Annotated in this window: 21 protein-coding genes; 13 read left to right on the top strand and 8 right to left on the bottom strand. The window is 60.8% G+C overall.

Annotation, left to right across the window (positions count from 1 at the left end):
* The first annotated feature begins 107 nt into the window (after window positions 1-107).
* The 6 genes from P0D68_RS03825 (at window position 108) to P0D68_RS03800 (ending at window position 4877) form a co-directional block, all read left to right on the top strand.
* Window positions 108-824, top strand: coding sequence for an ABC transporter permease (locus P0D68_RS03825; RefSeq protein ID WP_091805232.1), 717 nt, complete (start codon window positions 108-110; stop codon window positions 822-824).
* Window positions 821-1717, top strand: coding sequence for a glycine betaine ABC transporter substrate-binding protein (locus tag P0D68_RS03820; RefSeq protein WP_091805229.1), 897 nt, complete (start codon window positions 821-823; stop codon window positions 1715-1717). The genes P0D68_RS03825 and P0D68_RS03820 overlap by 4 nt, the downstream gene beginning before the upstream one ends.
* A 15-nt stretch (window positions 1718-1732) precedes the next feature.
* Window positions 1733-2386, top strand: coding sequence for an ABC transporter permease (locus tag P0D68_RS03815; protein ID WP_121320045.1), 654 nt, complete (start codon window positions 1733-1735; stop codon window positions 2384-2386).
* Window positions 2383-3591: an osmoprotectant ABC transporter ATP-binding protein OsmV gene (locus tag P0D68_RS03810; RefSeq protein WP_091805223.1), complete on the top strand. Its 1209-nt coding sequence runs from the start codon at window positions 2383-2385 to the stop codon at window positions 3589-3591. Before P0D68_RS03815 ends, P0D68_RS03810 begins: the two co-directional genes overlap by 4 nt.
* 202 nt (window positions 3592-3793) lie before the next feature.
* On the top strand, window positions 3794-4051 hold the full coding sequence (locus P0D68_RS03805; protein WP_091809029.1) for a hypothetical protein: 258 nt from the start codon (window positions 3794-3796) through the stop codon (window positions 4049-4051).
* Window positions 4052-4277: 226 nt separating this feature from the next.
* Complete coding sequence (locus tag P0D68_RS03800) at window positions 4278-4877, top strand: LysE family translocator (RefSeq protein ID WP_408294606.1); 600 nt, start codon at window positions 4278-4280, stop codon at window positions 4875-4877.
* A gap of 20 nt (window positions 4878-4897) precedes the next feature.
* On the opposite strand, the gene P0D68_RS03795 is transcribed toward P0D68_RS03800, so the two are convergent.
* The 6 genes from P0D68_RS03795 to P0D68_RS03770 form a co-directional block, all read right to left on the bottom strand.
* The gene (locus P0D68_RS03795) at window positions 4898-6151 is read right to left on the bottom strand and encodes a winged helix-turn-helix domain-containing protein (protein ID WP_408294603.1); all 1254 of its coding nucleotides are present in this window, start codon (window positions 6149-6151) and stop codon (window positions 4898-4900) included.
* 97 nt (window positions 6152-6248) lie between these two features.
* Complete coding sequence (locus P0D68_RS03790) at window positions 6249-6527, bottom strand: hypothetical protein (RefSeq protein WP_408294600.1); 279 nt, start codon at window positions 6525-6527, stop codon at window positions 6249-6251.
* Between the two features lie 169 nt (window positions 6528-6696).
* Entirely contained in the window at window positions 6697-8430 is a 1734-nt protein-coding gene (locus tag P0D68_RS03785; RefSeq protein ID WP_408294597.1) for an FAD-dependent oxidoreductase, read from the bottom strand.
* 90 nt (window positions 8431-8520) lie between these two features.
* A complete protein-coding gene (locus P0D68_RS03780; protein ID WP_091805204.1) occupies window positions 8521-9513 on the bottom strand; it encodes a DedA family protein/thiosulfate sulfurtransferase GlpE in 993 nt (330 codons plus the stop codon).
* A 339-nt stretch (window positions 9514-9852) separates the two neighbouring features.
* Window positions 9853-10104, bottom strand: coding sequence for a hypothetical protein (locus P0D68_RS03775; RefSeq protein ID WP_007178686.1), 252 nt, complete (start codon window positions 10102-10104; stop codon window positions 9853-9855).
* A 549-nt stretch (window positions 10105-10653) separates the two neighbouring features.
* Window positions 10654-12357 (bottom strand): methyl-accepting chemotaxis protein, encoded by a 1704-nt coding sequence (locus P0D68_RS03770; RefSeq protein ID WP_408294594.1) that lies wholly within the window; start codon window positions 12355-12357, stop codon window positions 10654-10656.
* A 302-nt stretch (window positions 12358-12659) separates the two neighbouring features.
* Here P0D68_RS03770 and P0D68_RS03765 point away from each other — a divergent pair, with 302 nt between their 5' ends.
* The gene (locus P0D68_RS03765; RefSeq protein WP_408468055.1) at window positions 12660-14597 is read left to right on the top strand and encodes a histidine kinase dimerization/phospho-acceptor domain-containing protein; all 1938 of its coding nucleotides are present in this window, start codon (window positions 12660-12662) and stop codon (window positions 14595-14597) included.
* A 195-nt stretch (window positions 14598-14792) separates the two neighbouring features.
* On the opposite strand, the gene P0D68_RS03760 is transcribed toward P0D68_RS03765, so the two are convergent.
* Both P0D68_RS03760 and P0D68_RS03755 read right to left on the bottom strand, forming a co-directional pair.
* Complete coding sequence (locus tag P0D68_RS03760; protein WP_408468054.1) at window positions 14793-15173, bottom strand: hypothetical protein; 381 nt, start codon at window positions 15171-15173, stop codon at window positions 14793-14795.
* 505 nt (window positions 15174-15678) lie between these two features.
* Entirely contained in the window at window positions 15679-16212 is a 534-nt protein-coding gene (locus tag P0D68_RS03755) for a hypothetical protein (protein WP_408468053.1), read from the bottom strand.
* Between the two features lie 701 nt (window positions 16213-16913).
* On the opposite strand from P0D68_RS03755, the gene P0D68_RS03750 reads away from it, so the two are divergent.
* The 6 genes from P0D68_RS03750 to P0D68_RS03725 all read left to right on the top strand — a co-directional run bounded on the left by P0D68_RS03750 (window position 16914) and on the right by P0D68_RS03725 (window position 23715).
* The gene (locus tag P0D68_RS03750; RefSeq protein WP_408468052.1) at window positions 16914-17921 is read left to right on the top strand and encodes an AAA family ATPase; all 1008 of its coding nucleotides are present in this window, start codon (window positions 16914-16916) and stop codon (window positions 17919-17921) included.
* Between the two features lie 81 nt (window positions 17922-18002).
* Window positions 18003-20540: a S8 family peptidase gene (locus tag P0D68_RS03745; protein ID WP_408468051.1), complete on the top strand. Its 2538-nt coding sequence runs from the start codon at window positions 18003-18005 to the stop codon at window positions 20538-20540.
* A gap of 260 nt (window positions 20541-20800) precedes the next feature.
* Window positions 20801-21019, top strand: coding sequence for a DUF2188 domain-containing protein (locus tag P0D68_RS03740; protein WP_408468050.1), 219 nt, complete (start codon window positions 20801-20803; stop codon window positions 21017-21019).
* Between the two features lie 204 nt (window positions 21020-21223).
* The gene (locus tag P0D68_RS03735) at window positions 21224-22108 is read left to right on the top strand and encodes an SMODS domain-containing nucleotidyltransferase (protein WP_408468049.1); all 885 of its coding nucleotides are present in this window, start codon (window positions 21224-21226) and stop codon (window positions 22106-22108) included.
* A complete protein-coding gene (locus tag P0D68_RS03730) occupies window positions 22086-22673 on the top strand; it encodes an SLATT domain-containing protein (RefSeq protein WP_408468048.1) in 588 nt (195 codons plus the stop codon). The genes P0D68_RS03735 and P0D68_RS03730 overlap by 23 nt, the downstream gene beginning before the upstream one ends.
* A 31-nt stretch (window positions 22674-22704) precedes the next feature.
* Complete coding sequence (locus tag P0D68_RS03725; protein ID WP_408468047.1) at window positions 22705-23715, top strand: hypothetical protein; 1011 nt, start codon at window positions 22705-22707, stop codon at window positions 23713-23715.
* Window positions 23716-23748 lie beyond the last annotated feature (33 nt).

Below are 23748 nucleotides of genomic sequence, written 5' to 3'. Positions count from 1 at the left end.
ACCTCGCGGCATGTGCCGCGTCCCGAACTTCCCATTCGCAGCGTCGTCACGACGCCTGTGCGGCGTGGCTGTTTGCGCGCGTCGCTCGAACAAGGAGGCGCATCTTCATGATTCATCGTCCTGCCAGACTGATCGGCAGTCTTGTAGCCATCGGTATTGTCATCGCGTTGCTGGGTCGCGCGATCGACCCCGCTGCGCTGCATCAGTACGCCCCTGATCTGGTCTATTACACGAAGCGGCATCTGTTGCTCGTCGGCTATTCCATGGTTCTTGCGCTGCTGGTCGGCATCCCCGCCGGTGTGTTGCTCAGCCGCCCGTCGTTCGCGCGTCACGCCGAACGCTTCATGCAGATTTTCAACATCGGCAACACGATTCCCTCGCTGGCCGTGCTGGCCATCGCGCTCGGCATCTTCGGCATTGGCGATATACCGGCGCTGGTCGCGCTGTTTCTCGCGTCGTTGCTGCCTATCACACGCAATGCCTACGAAGGCATGAAGAACGTGTCGCCCGCGCTGCGCGAGGCGGCGCGCGGGCTCGGCATGACAGGCTGGCAATCGCTGTTGCGCGTGGAGTTGCCCAACGCGATGCCGATTATCGTCGGCGGCGTGCGCACTGCGCTGGCGATCAACGTAGGCAGCGCGCCGCTCGCCTATCTGATCGGCGCGGATAGTCTCGGCACGCTGATTTTCCCGGGCATCTACCTGAACAACCAGCAGCAGCTTCTGCTCGGCGCGGCGGCCACCGCGATTCTCGCGCTGGTGCTGGACGGCATCGTCTCGGCCGGCAGCCGCTACCTGCTCGCACGGCGCGGGGTGACGGCATGATCGATCTGTTCAAACGCGGCCGCTGGATCGCGGCCGGTGCTTTGCTCTTCACGAGCCTTCACGCTAGCGCGGCAACGCTCGTGCTCGGTGGAAAAAACTTCACTGAGCAATACGTTCTTACCGAGATCACGTCGCAATACCTGCGCGCGAAGGGCTACACGATCGATGCGCGCACCGGTCTCGGCAGCACGCTGTTGCGCAGCGCGCAGGAGAACGGACAGGTCGATATCACGTGGGAATACACGGGCACGGCCGCGATCGTCTACAACAAGATCACCGAAAAGCTCGATCCGAAGACCATGTATGAACGCGTGAAAGCGCTGGACGCGAAACGTGGCCTCGTCTGGCTCGATTGCTCGCCGTTGAACAACACATACGCGCTCGGCTTGCCGCAACAGGTGGCGCAGCAAACCGGTATCCGCACGATTTCGCAACTCGCCGCGAAGATGGCGGCGGAGCCGAAAAAGAAGCACGTGTTCGCCATGGACGCGGAGTTCGCCAATCGTCCGGACGGCCTGAAGCCGCTCGAAGCCGCCTACGGCATGCAATTCAGCCGCGAGGAAACGCGGCAGATGGATCCGGGCCTCGTCTACACGGCGCTGCATAACAACCAGGTGCCGATCGGGTTGATCTACACGACGGACGGCCGGGTGAAGGGCTTCAACATCGTGCCGCTCGAAGACGATCGCCACTACTTCCCCGCGTACAACGCCACGCCGGTGGTGCGCAAAGCGACGCTCGACCAGAACCCGCAACTCGCGCCGCAGTTGAACGCGTTGTCCGACGCGCTGAACAACGACACCATGCTCGAGATGAACAAGCAGGTCGACGTCGACGGCAAACCGGTGCGCGAGGTCGCGGCGGAATTCCTGCGCACGCACAAGCTGCCCTGAGCGGAGAACCTCACGATGACTGTATTCGACTATCTATCGGCCAACTGGCCTGAATTACTGCAACTCACGGCGCAACACGTGTGGCTGGTGGGGATCGCGGTGGGCTGCGCGATTGTTGTCGGCGTACCCCTGGGTATCCTGATCAATCGGCACGAATGGCTCGCCGCGCCGCTGCTGAGCATTGCGACGGTGGTGCTGACCTTGCCGTCCATTGCGCTCTTCGGCTTGATGATTCCCGTGTTCTCGCGCTTTGGCCAGGGCATCGGCGCGGTGCCGGCGATTACCGCAGTGTTTCTCTATTCGCTGCTGCCGATCATGCGCAACACCTACCTCGCGCTACGCAACGTCGACGCCGGCATCAAGGAAGCGGGTATCGGCATCGGCATGACGGTGTGGCAGCGGCTGCGCCTCGTCGATTTGCCGCTCGCCGTGCCGGTGATTCTCGGCGGTGTGCGCACGGCGGTGGTGATGAACATCGGCGTGATGACGATTGCCGCGGTGATCGGCGCGGGCGGTCTCGGCACGCTGATCATCCGCGCGATTGGCCAAAGCAACATGATGAAACTGTTGGTGGGCGCCGTGCTCGTGAGCTTGCTCGCGATCGTCGCCGACCTGCTGCTGCAGGCGCTGCAACGCTTGCTGACCCCGAAGGGAGTACAAAAGACATGATCGAACTCGACAAACTGACCAAGACGTTTACGCAAAAGGACGGCCAGCAGGTGAAGGCGGTCGACTCGGTGAGCCTCACGGTGGGCGAAGGCGAAATCTGCGTATTTCTCGGCCCGTCGGGCTGCGGCAAGACCACCACGCTGAAGATGATCAACCGTCTGATCGCGCCGACCTCAGGGCGCGTGCTGATCAACGGTGAAGACACTTCGGGTTTGAATGAAGTCGAATTGCGCCGCCACATCGGCTACGTGATCCAGCAGATCGGCCTGTTCCCCAACATGACGATCGAAGAGAACATCACCGTCGTGCCGCGCCTGCTCGGTTGGGACAAGAAGCGTTGCCGCGAGCGGGCCACGGAGTTGATGTCGATGGTGGCGCTCGATCCGAAGCAGTATCTGAAGCGTTATCCGCGCGAGCTGTCGGGTGGTCAGCAGCAGCGCATCGGCGTGATTCGCGCATTGGCCGCCGATCCGCCCGTGCTGCTAATGGACGAGCCGTTCGGCGCAGTCGACCCGATCAATCGCGAGTCGATTCAGAACGAGTTCTTCCAGATGCAGCGCCAACTGAACAAGACGGTGATCATGGTGAGCCACGACATCGACGAGGCGATCAAGCTCGGCGACCGCGTCGCCGTGTTCCGCCGTGGCCAACTGGTGCAGTACGACCATCCGGATACGCTGCTCGCGCATCCACGCGACGAGTTCGTCGGTGCGTTCGTCGGTCAGGACAGCACGTTGAAGCGCCTCTTGCTGGTGAAAGCCGGCGACGCCGCCACCCAGCCGGAGACCGCGCGCGCCGATACGCCGGTCTCGCGTGCGTTCCAGATGATGGACGACAACGACAGCCGCTATCTGACCATCGTCGACGGAAACCAGCAGGCGCTCGGTTATGTGACGCGCCGCGCGGCGCGTGCGGGCGAAGGCGTGTGCGGCGACCATCTGAGCGCGTTCAAGGCGACGGTCGGCGCGGACGAGCATCTGCGCATCGTGCTGTCCAAGATGTACCAGTTCAATTCGTCATGGATGCCGGTGCTGGACGGCGACGGCCGTTACGTCGGCGAAGTCACACAGGATTCGATTGCGGACTACCTCAGTTCGGGCCGCTCGCGCCGGCAGACGGGGCAGCCGTCGATCGTGTCGCCTGCCGTCGCCGTGGCGGAGGCGGCCGCGGCGGCCGCGCAGGCTGCCGCGACTCAACACGCGTGAAATCGGCGAATAGGTCAAGCTGAGCGGGCGCCGTCCTCCTCGAACACGACAGCGTCCGCGCGAAATTTCTGATTTATCGATCGACGCCTTAACGTCAGTCGCATTCGCTCTGATCACGAATAGACGGCAACGCACGATCGGTATATAACAACGTGAAAAGATGGCTTGTTCACCGATGCATCAACAGGAGCGAAGTTTCATCATGACGCAAGACGTAACGCCCAAACCGCCCACGGGCGACCGGCCGGACCTGGAGCACCTCGACGCAGCGCTCACTCACGTGGATCAGCAGGTATCTTCGGGCAGCATTGCATCGGGTGCCGCGAAGGGCATTCTGTATAGCCTGATCGAAACGCTCGGTACGTTTGTCGGCGACCCCGATTTGCCGGAGCACGCACGTTCGGGTTACGAAGGATTGCTGGAAGCCGCGCGCGAATTACGCGCGAAGCTGGATCACTAAAGGCGATGGCGCGGCGTCTGCGGGCGGCGCGATTCGCATCGGCATGCTGGCCGATCTGGCGCGGGCGTTGCCATTGTCAGGTGATTTCCAAGTGATCGCCCGGTGTGGCGGAATAACGCGGCGGCGAATCGCCGTTCGATTCCCACCGCATCGAGCCGCTACATTTCGGCGGGACGGCTGTCTATGATAAAAAGGGCGCACTGTTTCCAACACTGCGTCCTTTTTTATGCTCTCTGCGTCTGCTATCGCGCTACTGGCCGTCGGCATTGTCGTCGTGCTGATTACGCCTGGCCCCACCAATACGCTGCTTGCGGCAGCCGGCTTGCGCCAGGGCGTGCAGCGCTCGCTGCCGCTGATCGCAGCCGAACTGGGCGGCTATTTCATCTCGATCTCCGTCTGGGGACATTTCCTCGCCCAGGCCGCCCATGCGCTGCCGTGGTTGCCCTCGCTGCTGCGCGTGGCGGCTGGCTTGTACATTGCCTACCTCGCCGTCGACATGTGGCGTGCGGCGGTGGCGTTGCCCGATTCGGCGCAGCGCGCGAACGGCATGCGCACGCTGTTCGTGGCGACGCTGCTTAATCCTAAGGGCTTGTTGTTCGCCGGCACGATCTTTCCGGCTATCGCCTTCGCGCAGCTGCCGGCCTACGCGTTTGCGATGCTGATGTTCGCGTGCCTGTTGGTGCCGATCGCGCTCGCCTGGATCGCGTTCGGTGCCGCGCTTGGCAGCGGCAAGCTCACCTGGCTGAATCCGGTGAAGGTACAGCGCGGCGCTTCGATCGTGCTCGGCGTGTTTTCCTTGTCGCTGGCATGGGCGGCGCTGCATTGAGCGCGGCGCTGATCTCGCATTCAGGCGACCGCGCCGGCTCGCGAGCGGACTTCTTCTTGCGGGGCGTCGTCGACGCTTAGCGCTTCGAGCCATTCCGGCGGCGCGGCAGTGATTTCCAGTTGCGGCGTGCCGTGCCAATCCGCGCAGCGTTGCAAGGCGCGGCGCAGATCGCCGGCAAGACGGGCGCTCAGCCGCACACCCGGTTCGATGTGCAACGACTTCAGTTCGAACACGCCTTGGGTCCGATGCGCTTTCGCATCCACGCGGCCGACCAGACGCCCGCGGCTCAGCAGCGGCAACACGAAGTAACCATATTTGCGCTTCGCGGCGGGCGTATAGCATTCGATCGCATAGTCGAAGTCGAACAGCGCAGCGGCGCGCTTGCGATCCCACACGACCGGATCGAACGGCGACAACACCGTGGTGACAGTCGACGCGAGCTTGCCGCTCGCGGCGTCGTCGAGTATCGCGGCGAAGTCGTGATGAACGAACGTGTCCTGCTTCCAGCCTTCCACGCGCACCGGAATCAGCTCGCCCTGCTCGGCGAGCGCATGCAGTTCGTCGCGGTAGGGGCGGCGCGGCAAGCGGTAGTAATCGGCGACCCAATCGGCGCGCGCCACGCCGAGCGCACGGCAGGTGCGGCGTAACACTTCTTCGGTCACGATGTGCGCCGGCGGCAGATCGCGTGCGTCGTCCCAGTCGGGCAGCACGCGTTCGGCCAGATCGTAGACGCGATGGAAATTGCGCCGCTCGGCCACCATCAGTTGCCCGATCGCGAACAGCACTTCCAGATGGCGTTTCTCCGGCTTCCAGTCCCACCAGCCGTTGCCCTTGCCCGCCTCGCGGGCGAAATCCGCGGAGCGGACCGGACCGGTCGCGCGAATATGGGCGAGCAGCTTCTCAATGTCCTTGCGATGCTTCTTGTGCCACTCGGCCGCGTATTTCCAACCCATGCCGCTCGGATCGAGCATGCGATGGCGCAGCAGGCCGTAGTCTTCGGTCGGCACGAAACAGGCTTCATGCGACCAGTACTCGAACAGCTTGCCTTCGGCGAGATGCTCGTCGAGCCATTGCTGCGGATAGGTGCCGAGCCGGCTGAACAACACCAGATAAGGGCTGCGCGCGACGACGTGGATCGTGTCGATCTGCAATTGCGCCATGCGGCGAATCGCGTCGAGCACGTCGGCTTTGACGGCCTTGCGGCGCGGCGGCGTCAGCAAACCTTGCGCGGCCAGATGCAAGGTGCGGGCGGCGGAAAGCGGAAGGGTCTTCACGCGGGCTTCGATCAGTGAGTGAGTGCGATGGTGGCGGACATCCGGTCCGGCCTGAATCAGCAGCCGCTACTGTAGCGTGAAGCGCCCAACCATGTTGTCACCAGCCGCGGCCGTGATGCCGGTCCCAGCCGCGGTGCCGACCATGATCGTGATGCCAGCGGCGACCGCGGTAGTCGTCGTCCCGGTAGCCGTAGCCGTAGCCATAGGCCGGTTGCGGCGCGTACACGACCGGCGGTGGCGCATAGACCGGCGGCGCTGCATACACGGGTCCCGGCGTGTTGACGAAGACGCCGACGTCCACCCTGGCCGAGGCGGCAGTCGAGGCGCAGGCGGCGGCAAGGCCGAAGGCGGCGAAAAGGATCGCGCGTTGGATCATGCTTGTCTCCTGTCGTGTCGAAAGAGCCGGCCATTCGCTGTCGAATGGCTGACGGCAATATTACGAGACAGAAAGCAAGGCAGGTGCAACCAGTTGAAGGGGTGTGTAACAGCAGGTTACCCGCCGGCCGGCGGTTGCGAGGCCAGCGGGCGGTTCAGGAGAGATTGTTTCAGGCGCCCAGCGCGACCGCGTCGCCCGCTGTCACTGCCAGTAGTTGATGGATTTGAGCGACTACGGCGGCGCCTTCTCCGACCGCCGCCGCCACCCGTTTCGTCGAGCCGGCGCGAGCGTCGCCGATCGCGTACACGCCTTCGACCGTGGTGGCGAGATCGCAGACCGACGCTCCTTCAACGCTCGTGCCGGTCAGCACGAAGCCCTTGTCGTCGAGTTCCACGCCGCAGGTGCGCAACCAGTCGGTATTCGGATCCGCGCCGGTGAACAGGAACAGATGGCGCGTGTCGAAATGATCGGTGCCATCGGGCAACGGTTTTTTCAGGCTGACCGACGACAAGCCGCTTTCGTCGGCATCCAGCCTGCCGATTTCCGAATTTGGATGCACGAACACATTCGGCAATGAGCGGATCCGGTCGATCAGATAGCGCGACATGGTGGCTTCAAAACCACTACGCCGGATCAGCACGTGGACTTTGGCCGCATGCGTGGCCAGATAAACGATCGCCTGGCCGGCCGAGTTGCCGCCGCCCACCAGCACGACTTCCTGGCGCTTGCACAGCTTCGCTTCCACGGGCGACGCCCAGTAGTAGACCCCGCGCCCTTCGAAGCGGTCGAGCCCTTCGAGCGCCGGGCGCCGGTACACCGCGCCGCTCGCAATCACAATGGCGCGCGCCGTGATATGCCCGCCGCACTTCAGTTCCAGCCGATGTGGCCGCTCCGCGCAATGCAGCGCCTTCACGTTGACCGGAATCGCGACGTGCGCGCCGAATTTCTGCGCTTGCACGAATGCGCGGCCGGCCAGCGCCTGGCCGGAAATACCGGTCGGAAAGCCGAGATAGTTTTCGATTCGTGAACTCGCGCCGGCCTGGCCGCCCGGCGCGCGGCTGTCCAGCACGATCACCGACAGGCCTTCGGAGGCCGCGTACACCGCGGTGGCGAGCCCAGCCGGGCCCGCGCCGACAATCGCGACGTCGTACACATGCGCATCGTCGAGATCGGGCAGCAAGCCTAGGCACGTGGCGAGTTCCGGCATGCTCGGATGACGCAGCACCGAGCCGTCCGGGCAGATCACCAGCGGCATGTCTTCTTTTTGCGCGGCGAATTGCTCGATGAGACGCAACGCGTCTTCGTCGCGTTCGTCGATCACGGAATGGGGATGGCCGTTGCGCGACAGAAAGCCTTGCAGCATGACGAGCCGCGCGTCGTTACTGCTGCCGATCAGGATCGGCCCGCCGGCGCCTTTTTCGATCAGCGAGACGCGCCGCAGGATCAACGCGCGCATGATGCGCTCGCCGAGTTCCGCTTCGGCGACGATCAATGCGCGCAGTCCTTCTGGTGGAATCAGCAATGCCTCCACCGAACTGAGCGCCATGCCGTTGACCAGCGCGGGCCGTCCCGACAATTGACCGACTTCGGCAAGAAAATGCCCTGCGCCATGCTCGCCGATCAGGACTTCACGCCCGATGCCATCGCGCTGGTACACCTTCACGCTTCCTTCGAGCAGCACGAACATGCCGGGACCGGTGTGGCCGGTCTCGAACAGCAGCTCACCGGCCTTCCAGTGACCGATCTCGCCGAAGCGCCGCAGGCGACCGATTTCCGCGCAGGTGAGCGCGGGGAACATCTGATGCATGCGCGTCGAGAGAGACGAAAACGGCGCGTCGGCGACGACGGCCTGCTGTTGCCCTTCCGCTTGTTGTTGTGCTTCAGTTTCTTGAGTCGAAAGCATTGAACCGCTCCTTCGTGTTCATTGACGGATCGAACGGGAGGCGAAGCGGCGCGGCGCCGAATGGCGCAAATGCAAGTTGCGCTGCTTGCGCTACACGGCCTTCGGCGCGACGTCCTCGACCGCCACTTCCGGCGGCGGCATGTCGGGCAGCGAATCCACCGGCTTGCCCGAGTCGCGCCAGGCTTCCATGCCACCGCGCAGCGGCAGCACGTCGGAGAAGCCGGCTTCGTTCAATTGTTTGGCCATCCATGCCGCGGAAATCTCATTCGGGCATGAACAGTAGATCACCAACTTTTGATCGCGCGGATAGGTCGCGACGATCTCGTCGAGCTGCCGCTCGTCGGCGAATTGCGAGCCCGGAATCACGAACGGATCGAGCTTGCGTTTCTCATGCGAACGGATGTCGAACAGCACCGGCGTCTTGCCGGCCTTCACCAGCGCCGCCAGTTCGTCGACTTCGATGCGCGCCGACGCGAGCTTCGCAATCAGCTGGCGCCGGCGGATCCAGCGATACGCGGCATACGCCAGCAGCAACGCGACCGCGACCAGCGCGGCGGTGCGGCCGAGGCGCCCGGCCAGGGCGAACAGCATATCGATCTGCTTCGCGAACAACGCACCGATGATCAGGCCCGTGCCGGACCACAACGCGGCGCCGATGCTGTCGTAAGTGAGAAACGTGCGATAGCGCGTGCCCATGGCGCCCGCCATCGGAATCGAGACGATTGACAGGCCCGGCACGAATTTGGCCACGGCCAGCACGCGCACGCCCCAGCGGCCGAAAAACCGTTCGGTCTTCTTCACACAGGTGTCACGCGAGAGCGACAGCCGGCAAATCGCTTTCAGCGTGTTGCCGCCGTACATCCGGCCGGCGAAATACCACGCGCTGTCGCCGATCAGCGTGGCGAATATCGACAGGATGAGCACCGGCGCCAGCTGCGTGCCCACTGAGCCGGGATGCATGGCCGCCATCGCCCCGAACAGCACGAGCGAGGGCATGGCCGGAACCGGCAGCCCGATCGAGGCGGCGAGCACGTTCACGAACACGAGCGCCGGCCCATACTGCTCGACGAGATCATGTAGCATCGGCTTACATCCGCAGCCCTTTCGGGCGCGGCGCAGGTAGGGAATGCGAAGGAGAATGCAAGGATTATGGACGCATTTTCGAGACGAGGAAACGCCCCGAAAAGACGTCCGTTATTCGGGCGTTCAAAGCGTTATCGCCGGCACACTGAACCGTTCGAAAGGCGCATTAGGAGCGCAATTCGAACAAAGCGAAAAGGCTTGAATGACACGCCGCATGCCGAAGCGGAAATAATGCCCGATTGACATGCCGTAGGCGTCGTATCGGTAAGCAATTTAAGAGCGGCGCCGCGTAAGCGTCACGCGGCAATTGCACCCGAGTGCAATGCCGCGTGATGTATTTCATTGACGATGATTGTGCTGTTCGCCCGGCAGTTCGGCGCCATGCGCGCGAATCGCGGCAATCAGTTCGGCTGGCGTGATTTCGTAGCGCACTTCGCGGTGAATGCCTGGCTTGCGCTCATCGACTTCGATCAAAAGAATGCCTTTGCCGTCTTCTGTCGATTCGAGGCGCAGCGAGCGGAGTTCGCGCGCCGTTGCGTCGTCGTATTCGGTGAGCAGGGCCATTGACCCGGAGGACCCGGTAGTGCGCATCGAAGTTGTCCTTGTTCCGTTGTTGATCGAGCCATTGTACGGGCAGGATAGTGCGACGTCTGTCGCGCCACGGTCACGCTCTACGGATTTGCCCGTTCACCGGCCTGTGTGCCGCGTACCGCCAGGCGTGTTGACTGGCGCGGCCCGCCGGGCAACGCGTGTCGTGACGTCCCGCCGTGATAACCAGTTTAACGCGACTCCCGGCAACGACGAATGCATTTTTCGTGCCCCGAGGCGGTGCGCTTCTTCTCCATGACTGTCACGCTGTTGACGCGCGCATTGGTTAGGCGGATGCGGCGACCCACTGCCGGTCGGTCGCTCCGCGCTAGTGCATCGCGCAGACCAGCTGCGCGCGAATAGGGCAGTGCGATGTCGAAAGTGGTGAGAGGTGGTGAGAGCCGGCAAAAAAATAGCCCGTCCATGAGTGGGACGGGCCGCTAAACGCCGTTGTTACTTGGGTCAGCCTGCCCTTACAACCAACTGGGCGCTGACGGGATCCATCGTGCTGCGCCAATACTGGGCTGTCGAGGTGGGAGTAACGCCGATCTATCAGACCATTGTGGCTTCGTCCTGTTCGAGATCGCGTGCGACGCCCGGCGCGCTGCGTCGCTCGATGTCGGCGGCAACGGTTTGCGCGGCATCGGGCGTGAAGCCCTGATGACGCTTCGTGCTGGTGACGCGTTGCGCGGGCGTGGCTTGCGCAACGGTGAACAGACGCACCGCCTCATCCAGCACGTCGGCCTGTTCCGCGAGACGCTGCGCGGTCGCCGCCGCCTGCTCGACGAGCGCCGCGTTCTGCTGCGTGGCGCCATCCAGATGCGAGACCGCCTGATTGACCTGGCGAATCCCTTCCGCCTGTTCGCTGCTGGCATTCGCCACTTCGACGATGATCGACGACACGCGGCCCACCGCTTCGTCGATCACGCGCATTTGCGAGGTGGTGCGCGCAACCAGTTCGGTGCCCGCCGCGACTTCGGTCGTACTCGCTTCGACCACCGACTTGATTTCCTTCGACGACGCCGCGCAGCGTTGCGCCAGCATTCGCACTTCGCTCGCGACCACGGCGAACGAACGGCCTGCTTCGCCTGCCCGCGCGGCTTCGACGGCCGCATTGAGCGCGAGAATGTTGGTCTGGAATGCAATGCCGTCGATCACGCTCGTAATGTCGGCGATACGCTGCGACGCCGCCGTGATGCCGGCCATGGTCTGCTCGACCTGGCCCGCGATCTTGCCGCCGACTGCTGCGGCTGCCTGCGCGTCCCGCGCCAGATCGAGCGCGCGCACGGTGGCGTCGGCGTTGGCCTGCACCGTGGTGGTTAGCTCTTCCATGGTGGCGGCGGTTTCCTCGAGCGACGCCGCCTGCAACTCCGTGCGCCGCGCAAGATCGACATTGCCGCTGGAAATCTCGCGGGCGTTGTCGAGCATGCCGGTGATCTGTGCGCGCACGTCGTAGACGATTGCGGCGAGATTCGCCTTCAACTGATTCAGTGCCTGGAGCACTTCGCCAAGATCGTCGTGGCGCGCGATCTGCAGATCCGCGGTCAGATCGCCTGCGGCGAGACGTGTGGCGAATCCCGACATGTCGCTGATCGGTGCGGCGAGTTGCCGCTTCAACATCTGCCACGACACGATGCTGACGACCGCGGTCACGCCGAACGCAATCCAGAACGGCACAGGCGGCGTGCCTTCCCAAGCCACGAGGCCGGTCAGCAACAGCGCCAGCAACGTGATCGCGTAGCCGGCCGCCGCGCGCGTGGCGACAGGCAGGCGCATCAGCGCCTGCAGACGCCCGAGCAGGCCAGTGCGCACCACCACGCCGCGGCGCAACCGGATGCCGCGCGCCTCGCCTGCGCGCATGCGCGCGTACAGCGTCTCGGCGGCGCGCACCGCGTCACGTTCCGGTTTCACGCGCACGCTCAAATAGCCGACCACAGTGCCTTTTTCGACCACCGGCGTGACGTTGGCCTGCACCCAGTAGTGATCGCCATTCTTGCGGCGGTTCTTCACGAGCGCCGTCCATGGGCGGCCGTCGCGGATCGTCGCCCACATGTCGGCGAAGGCCTCGCGCGGCATGTCCGGATGACGGATCAGGTTGTGCGGCTGGCCGATCAGCTCGTCGCGCGTAAAGCCCGAGACGGCGATGAAAGCGGGGTTGCAGTACTGGATGCGGCCGGTCAGGTCGGTCGCTGAGACAAGCATATTCGACGAAGGGTACTCGTACTCGTGCCCGGTGACAGGCTGGTTATTGCGCATGGCTTTCCTTGCTGGTGCTGACGCGCATGTGCGCGCGCTGCTTACTGGGTCGCAAGGTTTAACGGCAATTAACCCCGTGCTCTTTAGGGTTTCCCAGTAAACCACTCAGGTTTAGCCAAGGTCGAGCCGTTAATGCAAGGTTGTCTGATGAGTGTCCGGGATGCCGCGGGAAACGGTGCCGGATGCGTCGCGCGATACCTTCAAAAGGGCTACACTGCGCCCGTATATAAGGCCTGCAGACGTAGTTCGTCCCTCGATTTCGCAGTGGTCTGCCTGCACGAATCCGCTATTCCAGCGAGCTGATGCAGAAGATCCTCGACCGCACACAAGAGTCATTGGCGCTGGCTTTCGCCACGCTCGCGCAGAACGCGAAGCGCCAACAACGGGTTTATCTGGCGACGATCGGTTCCCTCATGCTGATCGTGGCGATTTTCGCGCTCGTGCTGGCTGTCGTTGCCGGGCTCGCGCAACTCGACTATCGCCGCACTTTCGCGTCGCAAAATGCAACCGACATCTCCCTTCTGCTGCACCAGGAGGAGTCGTTCTCGCGACGCGTCGAGCTCACGTTCGACTATTACTACACCGCTGTCCAGGTGCGCAGCGCGCCGGATGCCATTCAGCAATCGGTTCGACGGACCGGCATGGTGAGCGGCAAGGTGGACAGGATCGACGCGGGCTTCGACATGCTGGTCGGCGAAGCCACCGTCGCCGCGTGGGGCGCACGACTCGGCGAGAAGCTTGGCCGCCTCTACGAAGCGTCGCAGTCGACACTTGCGACGCAGCAGGCCTTCGAGTTGCAGCAACGGGCAACGCTGGTCGGGCTGAAGGAAGACTATGCGGTGATCCTGCCTTCGCTCTCACAACCGGTGGCGGGACAAGCCGCCGCAGCGGACCTGTCCGCCATGCCCCAGCAGCGGCTGGCAGTCATAAGGACGCTGCGCGACACGCTCGAACGCCAACTCGAGGTGCAAACCGGCAAGCGCCTGCCCGGCAAAGGCGAGCGTGTCTGGCTCGGCCCGTATGTCGATCCGCTGGAGAACGTGCCGGTGATCTCGGCGGTGAGCGTCTACTACGACGGCGACACGCCCACTACGTTGATCAGCATGACGATCCGGCTCGACGTGCTCGCGAGGCGCATTGCGCCACCCGGCAACGAGGGCACGATACTGCTCATGACCGCGGATCACCGCATTGTCGTTTCCTCGCAGCCGCTCAGCGCGCCCACCGGCAAAATGTTGCAACAGACGGTGGCGGCAACACCGTCGCACGTCTTTCATTACGGGCGTGAAGGCGTGATCTTTCATGAGCCGCTGAAGCCGGGGTTTGGCTTCCTGGTCGGCTATATGTCGTGGGGCGCGCTTGCTGTCGCGCTTGGCTGGCAACTCGCGGTGATCGGCGGCCTCGCGGCGCTGATCCTTCTGGCGGTTGCGCTGACGGCGCGTTATTTCGGACTTCGGCTGTTGCGCAATGCATTTGCCGAGACCTCCCGCTCACTGGAAAGTGAGACCATCAATCATGTTCTGGTGAGTGCGACGCCGGTCGGTCTGTGCGTCGTTCGGCAAAGCGACTATTCCATTCTGACCGTCAACGCGCTGGCAGCGGTGTTGCTGCCGATCGAACCAGGCAGCAACCGGTTGCCGCCGCATATCGTGAGCGAATTCCGCGCGCAGACGTCTGATAAACCTTCGGCCGCGGCAATCGCACGGATCGCCGCTTTCGTCGTGGTCGCTCAGCCGCACCCGCAGGCGCTGGCGTCACCGCCTTCAGACGAAGGCGCTACGCCCGCGCGGTTCTTGCAGTTTACCTATGCGCCCGCGCGGTACGCCGGTGAGAACGTGCTGTTTTGCGCGATTCTCGACGTCACCGCTCAGACCCTGCTCGAACAACAATTGCGGCACGCGCAGCAGGCGTCGGACGCCATGATGCGTGCGCGGACGAATTTCTTTGCGGCGATGAGCCACGAAATCCGCACGCCGTTGAATGCGCTGCTCGGCAATCTCGAACTGCTCGCACGCACACCCGGTCTCGAGGCGCATGCGCAGCGGCTTGCAACGTTGGGCGTGGCGTCCGATGCGCTGCGCCGCGTCGTCAACGACATACTCGACTTCTCGAAGATGGATGCCGGCGAGATGCTGCTCGCGAACGACGCCTTCCGCCCCATCGACGACTTTGAAAACATCGCGTTCTCTCACGCGCCGATGCGCGGAGACCGCCCGATCCGTTTCTATTGTGAGCTGTAAAAATATCGGCTGAATTTTCTTTGAGAACACGGCTGAATACTAGGGGTAAATCCCCCTCAGAAGCCCTGTAGGAAGAGGAGTTAAGCCAAACTTCTGCGTTCAACGAATCTGCCGTTTAGACGCTGCTGTTTAGTTCGAGCAACCATCTCGTTTAGCTCCGTGAGTGAAGGGATAAAGAAAGCTTCGCCAGCTCTGCTAATCTGCCGGCTTCCCTAGGAAATGCCACTCGACCGCCCCGGTCGGATAGTCTTCCGGCCACTCCCTTACCAGCAAATCCATTGCACCCCGCATCGCCGCCTGTTTCAGAGATTCATCGCTTTCCGCACCCGCGTTGCTCGTCCCCACGCTTCGCATGCCCATTGCTTCCAAAACCGACTGCACGCAAACAACCCTGTCCATCACTCGGCGCAGGCGCACGAAACTGGCGTCCGAAATCCCTGCGTCTCGTGCCGCTACCTCTGTATCCGTGGAGACGTCTGTCAGCAAGACCGACAATAGCTCAACGGCACTGCGCTCAATGTAAGTGGGCGCAAACTTGCTTCCTGCTGAATGTAGGTCGGTGTTCGTGGTATCCATCGTCTGTAAAGGAACACCATTTATACGCTGGCGTCCAATCTCGGGCTGGCCGGTCTGGAGTGGCCGGCGGGTTTGTCTTCTTTGACTGCAAAGCGCAAATGACCTTAGATGTATCTCAGGCCGACGCTTTCCGTCGAAGATGGTCAACGCACTTGTGGGGTGGGCTATGAGCAAGAGTAGCGGTAGCAAAAGTGTGAAATCGGGCTGCAACCAGTCCGCGGGTAGCGGTTCGAAGGCGGGAAGTCCCGGCGGAGGTCGTGGTCCCAATGGGTTTCCTGGCGGAAACTGGCCAAGCACTACTGGCGCCAAGTCTGGCGGCAACAGGGGGAACGCGACTCCCTCTGGCACCAAGAGGTAACGTGGCGCCTGTCCCGTTCTCTCAAGTCAGTGCTCCGTCTGCCGCTAGCGTGGGCGGGTTAACACAAAAAGAGAGAGGCAAGGGGCGCGAATACATCGCAGAATTTTGTTCTCGTGGCTTTTTCTTCGACCGCCACCCGTTCGTTGCCTACAGGCTCACGCCCTCAAGCGGCGGTAGAACGGGAGCAGGACCGTGCGCTTCACAAACGCTAATGATGCGTCGTGCCAGCTCGTCCGCTGTAAGACATCGGTATGGCGTGTAGCGGTCAGCGCTATCGGCTGCCTTGCTCGGACGGATGACCCAGTTGCCGGAGATGTCCTTTCCTACCTCGGGCAGCAGCGCCATCGGTATGAACCACGTGGCGACAAAGCGCGTTAGCTCTTCGTCGAAGAGCGCTGCTACAAGGTAGGCGCGTCGAGCGTCATTGAACGTGGCTTGCCGAATCTGGAAATGGACGACGTTGCCTCGTTCCTCAGAGTTGCGTTTGCGGATGGACACTGTGCGGCACTTCAACTGGATTGCGACAGAGTTGCCCGTTTTTTTATCATAGAAGAGCACGTCAAGCCCGTCGTCATCGGCTAGCGGCTGGAACGGTGACAACCGACCGTCGCTTGCCATCATCACCGCGTTGACTAGAAGATTCTCTCCGATTGCTCCGATTTGGGTGGAGGATAGGGGCATTCTTCGACTCTTTGCAATTTAACCCAACCATTCTCCAGGTAAGGCGTGGCGCTGCCAAGGGACGGGCGATGTGGCGGGCCGGACCGGTTCATTGCCCGGCTAGCTCGCCGGCAATCAACCACTCCACCGCCCCGGCCGGATAGTCCTCCGGCCACCCCCTTGCCAGCAATTCCACCGCCTCCCGTACGCGCCTTCGCATCCACAGCGCCCACTCGTCGTCGCTCGCGCCCATCCTCCATTCACCGTCTGCAGCACCTTGAGCGCAATTTAATCGTCGCCAAAGTGGCACATGGCTCTGATACTGTATATATACACAGCATCGGCAGCGCTTGTCAGCGACCGACAAGGCCTTCAAGGATTACGACAGTCCGTTTCGCGTTCTCCAAGGCACCTTCGACGCCCTCGGCATGTGATTGCTCACTTACTGCGTCTGCAAGGCGCACAAGGCAGTAGTTGATGAGGTGCGTGGGTGCGCCAAGCTGTTCCGACTCATACCTCGAGAGGGAAGACTTGTGGACGCCCGCTGCAGCCGCGAACTCTGCTTGCGTGCTGTCGCCGCGTGCCCACCGTACCAATTCACCTTGACTTCGAGGCGGAAACATTCGTTTTGAAGATGCTGTAGTTGCAATCAAGTTGCTATAATAGCAACTTTTCGGCTGCACGAAGTCTATACTCCGCACCAAGACACGTTGAGGCTCCTGATGGCACGTTCCGACCAAGTGAAGGCATTACTGCGCGCATATGCTGGTGACAATCACGAGCATTTCTTCGCGGTCGCCATGCAGATGGCCGCGGACGAGGCTCATCGTGGCCACACCAAGCTGGCGGCAGAACTGCGCGACCTCGTCGATGCCGCGAAGGCAGGGAAAAAGCCCGGTCTGTCGTCAGTTCAAAGCAAGGGTGTGCAACGTCCGACTCCCCTGGCTCAACCGAAGGGCGAGCTTTCCGAACTGCTGACAGTGCAGTATCCGCAAGAGCATCTGCAGCAGATGGTCCTGTCAGACGCCGTGCGCGGAAAGCTGAACCGCGTTCTTCGCGAGCAGCGCCACCATGAGCAGTTGCACAGCCACGGACTGAGCCCTCGTAGAAAGTTGCTTCTTGTCGGCCCACCAGGCACCGGCAAGACAATGACCGCCGCTGCCTTGGCTGGCGAACTCCGTTTACCGCTTTTCACGGCGCGGTTCGACAGCCTCATCACCAAGTTCATGGGTGAAAGCGCCTCCAAGCTCCGACTCGTTTTCGAGGCGCTGAAATCAACGCGCGGCGTCTACTTTTTCGATGAGTTCGACTCGCTTGGCCTGCAGCGAGGCAGCCAGCACGACGTAGCGGAAATGCGTCGTACGTTGAATATGTTCTTGCAGCTCATCGAACAGGACGCGTCCGATAGTCTCCTGATTGCAGCGACAAACCACGGCAAAGACCTCGACACGGCTCTTTTCCGGCGGTTCGACGACGTCATTAAGTACGAGGCCCCTGACGAGCGGCAAATTGAAACGCTGCTGAGAAACAGCTTGGGTGTCTTCGGAACGTCGGACATCGACTATCGTCATCTCGCGCATGTTGGCAAGGGTGAGTCACACGCGGACATCGTCAAGGCGTGTCTTGACGCATTGAAAGACGCAATTATGGAAGGCGAGAAGACGGTAAGTGAAGCGAGCGTCATCCGCCATTTGGAAGAGCGCGCTCAAGGCCACAACGTACATCCGTAAAAACAACATCCCGGGTGAATGAATCGGGAAATCTTGCGTTAGACTCTCAGGCGAATAAAACCAAATGATGAACCTGAGAGAATGGCAGACGAACTTAAGAGTCACCTGTCCATTGACGGATTCGTGACGTCGCTTGAATTTCGCTCGCCCTTGTCCGTGCAGCGCGAAAACGCGCCGCAGAGGGACCGGGGAGCCCACGGCCAACGGCTGTTGGCTCAGCTTGAAGATATTGCTGGCAGCATCGTCGAACTTGAGGAGGCTCGCGAAGCCTTGGGCTTGCCCGAGCGACGCGGCATGTCTATCGCCGTCGAGTTCAGCCCGCGCGGCTCTTTCGACTATGGAAAAGTCGAGTGGAAGTCTGCTGGCATCGAGTTGCTGACAGTTCTTGCTCACACGAACTCCGACGTCGCCGTATTGCACGTTCCGGATGGCAAGCTCTCTGCCTTCGTGAAACGTGTCACAGAATATCTTGAGAAAGATAATCGCAACGGCACGGCTCCCCAGCATGCAGCTCTCGTAAATGCGATTGACAACATCCGCCGCGCCGCCTTCACGGAGTTGTGGACGGACGCGGCAGACCCGCCGGCGGACGACGACCCGCACTGGTTCCAGATTTGGCTGCGACACACAGGTGGCGCCCTCGCCGACGTCGTAACGGAGTTTCGCGAAGAGGCCGCGAAAGTCGGCATCGATGTCGAGCCGGGTTTCGTCCGATTTCCCGGTCGCGTGGTCGTTGCTGCGCGCGCGACCCGCGCCGCAATTGAGCAGGGCGTTGCCCTGCTGGACCTTATCGCCGAAATCCGCTTCGTCGAGCCGAACGCAGAGTTCTTTCTTAGTGACCTGACGCCTGCTGAACAGACGGACTGGGTCAAGAACCTTCTCGAGCGAATCGATTTCGCCGCCGACGAGGACGCGCCACATATATGCATCCTCGATACCGGCGTGAACCACGGGCATCCGCTTCTGGCGCCAGCTCTCGATGAAGCGGACCTTCACACCCACAATCCCGATTGGAAGAAGCATGACCATGCAGGCCATGGCAGCGAGATGGCGGGCATCGCCCTCTATGGTGACCTGACCGCGGCTTTGAACACGGGAGATGAGTTTGAAATCCCACATCGCCTTGAATCGGTCAAGATTCTGCCACCCGACGGGGAAACGCCGCCACACCTGTGGGGCGCCGTTACCGCAGAATCCGTAGCGCGGGTTGAGGTCGATGCCCCTGACAGGTCGCGCGTCTTCGCGATGATGACGACGTCGGTTGGCCACCTCCTCGGCGCTCCCTCTGAGTGGTCCGCGACGGTCGACCAACTGGCGTTTGGCCGCTCACCTATTGATGTAAGTTGGTCGGCCGAAGAGGAAGACGAGGACGCGCCCCGCGTACCCAGACTCTTCGTTCTTTCTGCCGGCAATGTCCAGTGGACCGAGTGGGGCACGTATCCGGACATCAACGCACTGAGCCCAGTCCAGAATCCTGGCCAAGCCTGGAACGCGCTCACCGTGGGTGCTGCGACGTCGTTGGCCGATATCGACGCCAAGAAATATGCGACGCTCGAAGCAATCGCCAAAGCAGGTTTGCTTTCACCGGCGTCGACCACTTCGGTGCTGTGGAGCAATACGCCGTGGCCGTTCAAGCCGGATGTCGTCGCTGAAGGCGGAAATGGGTCGCTCGACGGCGGCATCCACGTGACGGTAGGCCCGGAGTCGCTTCGTTTGTTGACGACTTCGAACACACCAGCGAAAAACCTTTTCGCGGATACAGGCGACACCAGCGCTGCGGCCGCAGAGGTTGCGCGGATTTGCGCACACCTTCGTGCAAGGTATCCGCAGTACTGGCCAGAGACGATTCGTGCCCTCGTCGCACATGGCGCCGAGCACACGGAAGCCATGCGGGGGACCTTGCCGACTGAGCCCAAGAAACTCGAGAAGGACAAGCTTCTTCGGACCTTCGGCTACGGGTTGGTAAGCCCCGCCCAGTCCGAATATTCGACTGCGCACCGGCCGACGCTCGTGGTTCAGCGGCAGTTCAATCCGTACTACCGCAAGCCGGGCGGCTCGATTGTGCTTGGCGAGATGCAACTTCACGACTTGCCCTGGCCGGTCGACGAACTATTGGAACTCGGCGAGGCTCAGGTCGAGTTGCGCATCACGCTTTCCTACTTTGTCGAGCCGAACCCGAGTTCCCGCGGCTGGCTCAGCAAGTTCCGCTACCAGTCCTATGCGTTGCGCTTCGCTGTCAAAGGCGCGACCGAAGACGCGAATCAGTTCAAGGCTCGTATCAATAGGCTCGAACGAACAGAGATAGAAGATAGCGGATTCGGCGACCCCGACGTGGCCCAGTGGAAGTACGGCGCGCAGTTGCGCGCGCGCGGGTCCATGCACTCAGACGTTTGGATTGGAACGGCGGCGCAGCTCGCTACGAAATCCCAGATTGCAGTGGTTCCTGTCGGCGGATGGTGGAAAGACTGGAAAGAAGCACGTCAATGGGATAGCGAAGCTCGCTACGCACTCGTCGTCTCTTTGAACGTCGCCGACGAAATCGATACGGACATCTACACCCCTATCGCGACCATTATCGCGCCGGAGACCATCATCGATATTGATGTGGATGAAAAGTAGAGCAGGTCGTTGTCAATTTGAGCGTAACGACCGCTCAGTTCTTTAATGCTCCTCACCGACAATCTTGGTGCGCGATGGCGATTCCGTTGAAGTTGGTTGGCAGGTCACCGCCGCATGACGGGACCTCACGTAAAACCATCGCCCGCGCAGTAGACGAAAACACACAATGTAGTATCAATTTTGATTTTCTTAACTACATATAGTATATTTTGATTGAATAAGGGCTTCTTGTACGCCACTTACACGTTGCGAGGTATGCCATGGCCACAAAGAAAGACAGCAACAATCTATTCATCGAACGTCGCGACGACAAAAAATTCGCCGTGCGAAAAGCGGGTTCAGAGAGAGCGAGCGCTGTAACGCAGACGCAGGCCGAAGCAATCGCGCGTGCAAAGGAGCTAAACCCTGAAGCAGCTATTCACGTCGAACGGGTTCGAACCACGACCGTCGGGAAGCCCGATAAATGGCGCAAGGGGTAAGCGCCTCGAAGACAGGCGTACTGGGCGACCTCAACGCCGGAAGGCGTTTTGCCACCGGCTTATGGTAGAACCTCAATCGAAACAGGTCGCACCGGAGCACCCGCTTCGGCGCGCGAGTGCCCGTTTGCCTTTGGGCCGCATAGTCGGGAAAACGTAACCGACACTTCAACCGTTGTACATAACAAGCTAAAAAGGCAAGAGAGTATGGGCGTCGGGGAGTGGTTTTCGGATTTTTGTGGAGCGCTTCGAATCGATGGCGAGAAGCGTTCATCAATCGGTTATCGAACTGGCCGCATCGTCGGCCAACTGAACTATGACCTCCGCAACAAGCTAGATTCGAAAACGGCGAACCGCTTTTACGTCGGCTCCTATGGTCGCAGCACGGCCATCCCCAGCGTAAGCGACGTCGATTTGCTTTACGTGCTTCCGTACGAGTTATATGAGCGATTTCATGGTTACGTTGGCAACGGACAATCGGCATTACTCACGCTCGTAAAAAATTCAATCAACAACACATACAGCAATACATATTTGGCATCCGACGGGCAGATTGTGGCTCTCAACTTTACCGATGGAGTGAAGTTCGAAATTTTGCCGGCATTTCTCAACAATGAAGGTGGTTACACGTTCGCCGACTCGAACAACGGTGGGTCTTGGAAGTCATGCAAACCCAAGCACGAGATGGACGAATTTTTTGCGAGGAACGCGGTCTGCAACTCCAACCTTGTGGAACTTGCTCGCATGGTGCGAGCGTGGCGCGACACAAATAATGTGTCGATGAGCGGGATGCTCATCGACACGCTCGCTTATCAGTTCATTGGCACGTGGGCGTATCGCGACAAGTCGTATCTGTACTACGACTGGATGACGCGAGACTTCTTTAACTATCTCGCGAATCTGGACACGCAACAGTTGTATTGGCTCGCTCCCGGCAGCAACTCGCGCGTCTACCGTAGCGACGTCTTTCAATACAAGGCCCGCTCTGCCGAACTCCGGGCAATAGAGGCAATCGCGTACCAGCAAAACAACCACGACTGGTCGGCCAGACAGAAGTATCGGGAAATTTATGGACCTGGATTCCCCGCGTGAAAACGCATCCGTTGAGCCTGCGGCGACGCTTGAGGGTCAACTTCGAGAAATATATGCGCGAGCAGCGTACACGCATAAGACCCACGAAAAAATGGCGGACAGGTACATCACCCGCTACAAGCATATCAAGACCGCCGAGATTATCCTGTCCGCAGTAGCGACGAGCAGCCTGCTGCTCGCGGTACTCGGAGACTCACACGTCGGGACCATCGTCGGTGCCGCACTATCGACCGTGTTGTTAGGCTTTGCTCTTTATTTCAAGGAAGCAAGCTTGGGGGAGCAATCTCAAAAACACTCCGAGGTAGCCTCGAAACTCTGGGGGGTTCGCGAGGCGTTGCTATCCCTGTTGGTCGACATGAAGGACGGCCGACCGACTCAAGAAATCCGGACTGGTCGCGACCAACTCAATAACCTGCTCGAAGAGATTTATAAATCGGCACCCCGCACGAACAGCGCCGCCTATCATGACGCTCAGAAGGCCTTAAAGGCTTCTGAAGAGCTGTTTTTTACGGACGAGGAACTTGACCGTATGTTGCCGAAGCAGCTTCGTACGAGACGCTCCTGAGCACCGTCGCACGTTCAACGAATCTCTCTCCATGGCTCAAATCGATTCCAGTCAAGTCGCCACCATTCCATTCATCGACAGCGTGAGGCTCCATGGGAGGTTTCTGAGTTCCACGCTGTTCTACGATGACAATCGCTGGCGGCTCTGGACGGCCGCCGACGGAAGATTTTTCGAGCTAAAAATCGTTGAGCCACTCGAAATGTTCTACTTTGCTCGCGATGCCCAGTCTGAACACGACCTTTACTTTCATCTTCTCGATTTCGTAGCTCAGCGCGCGGCGTTTCCCGACGTTAAACACGCAATTACGGGAATGATGGACGATTTCCTCAATCTTACGACCACGGTTCCGAAAATCGAACTGTTGCATGCCTCGCGTGCCAAGATTGGACACGGCATCAACCGCATGGTTACGACAGAGATAGAGTACCTTTTTTCCATATGTCGTGGCCTTTTCGACCTTCTTCAGGAAGTAATCGGCGGTTTGTGGAATCGAGTGCAGCTGCGAGAGCCGTCAACGGTGAAAAAGCCTTTGAAGAAGAGTTTCAACGAGATGGTGACGTATGAAGGGAAACCAACAACTCGCGAGTCGTTACAGGCGCGGTTCGGGCTTCCGGAGATGTTAGCCGACATGTACATCAGGACCTCCGGATTCTTTCGCGACCTTCGGCAGATGCGAGACAACCTGGTGCATCGTGGGACTTCTGTGCAGACAATCTTTAGCGACGACCACGATTTCCTTATCTCGGGGCACCTTCGACCGTTCGAGTCGATGGCGATTTGGCGCGATGAAGAAAAGCGTCCGAACGGTTTGGTACCGCTCTTACCCGCATTATCCACGATGATTTACGGGACGCTCTCCGCGTGCGGAGCATTCAGCCACGCATTGGAGGCAACAATCGGTTTCCCAACTCCCCTTGTGCCTGAAATGCGGCTTTTTCTGCGATGTCCGCTTGGTGAGCGCTTCTTGGTATCGATGCGCGATTCTGGCGTCAGAGCAACCCCTGTAACCGCTGACGGCGACGCGACCGCATCGTCTGAGTAGTTCAACGATTAGGTCGGCTCACGCGTTCGTGGT

The sequence above is a fragment of the Paraburkholderia sp. RL17-380-BIE-A genome (genome assembly GCF_046028085.1).
Classification (GTDB): domain Bacteria; phylum Pseudomonadota; class Gammaproteobacteria; order Burkholderiales; family Burkholderiaceae; genus Paraburkholderia.
This window is presented reverse-complemented; position numbering and strand designations above follow the sequence as displayed.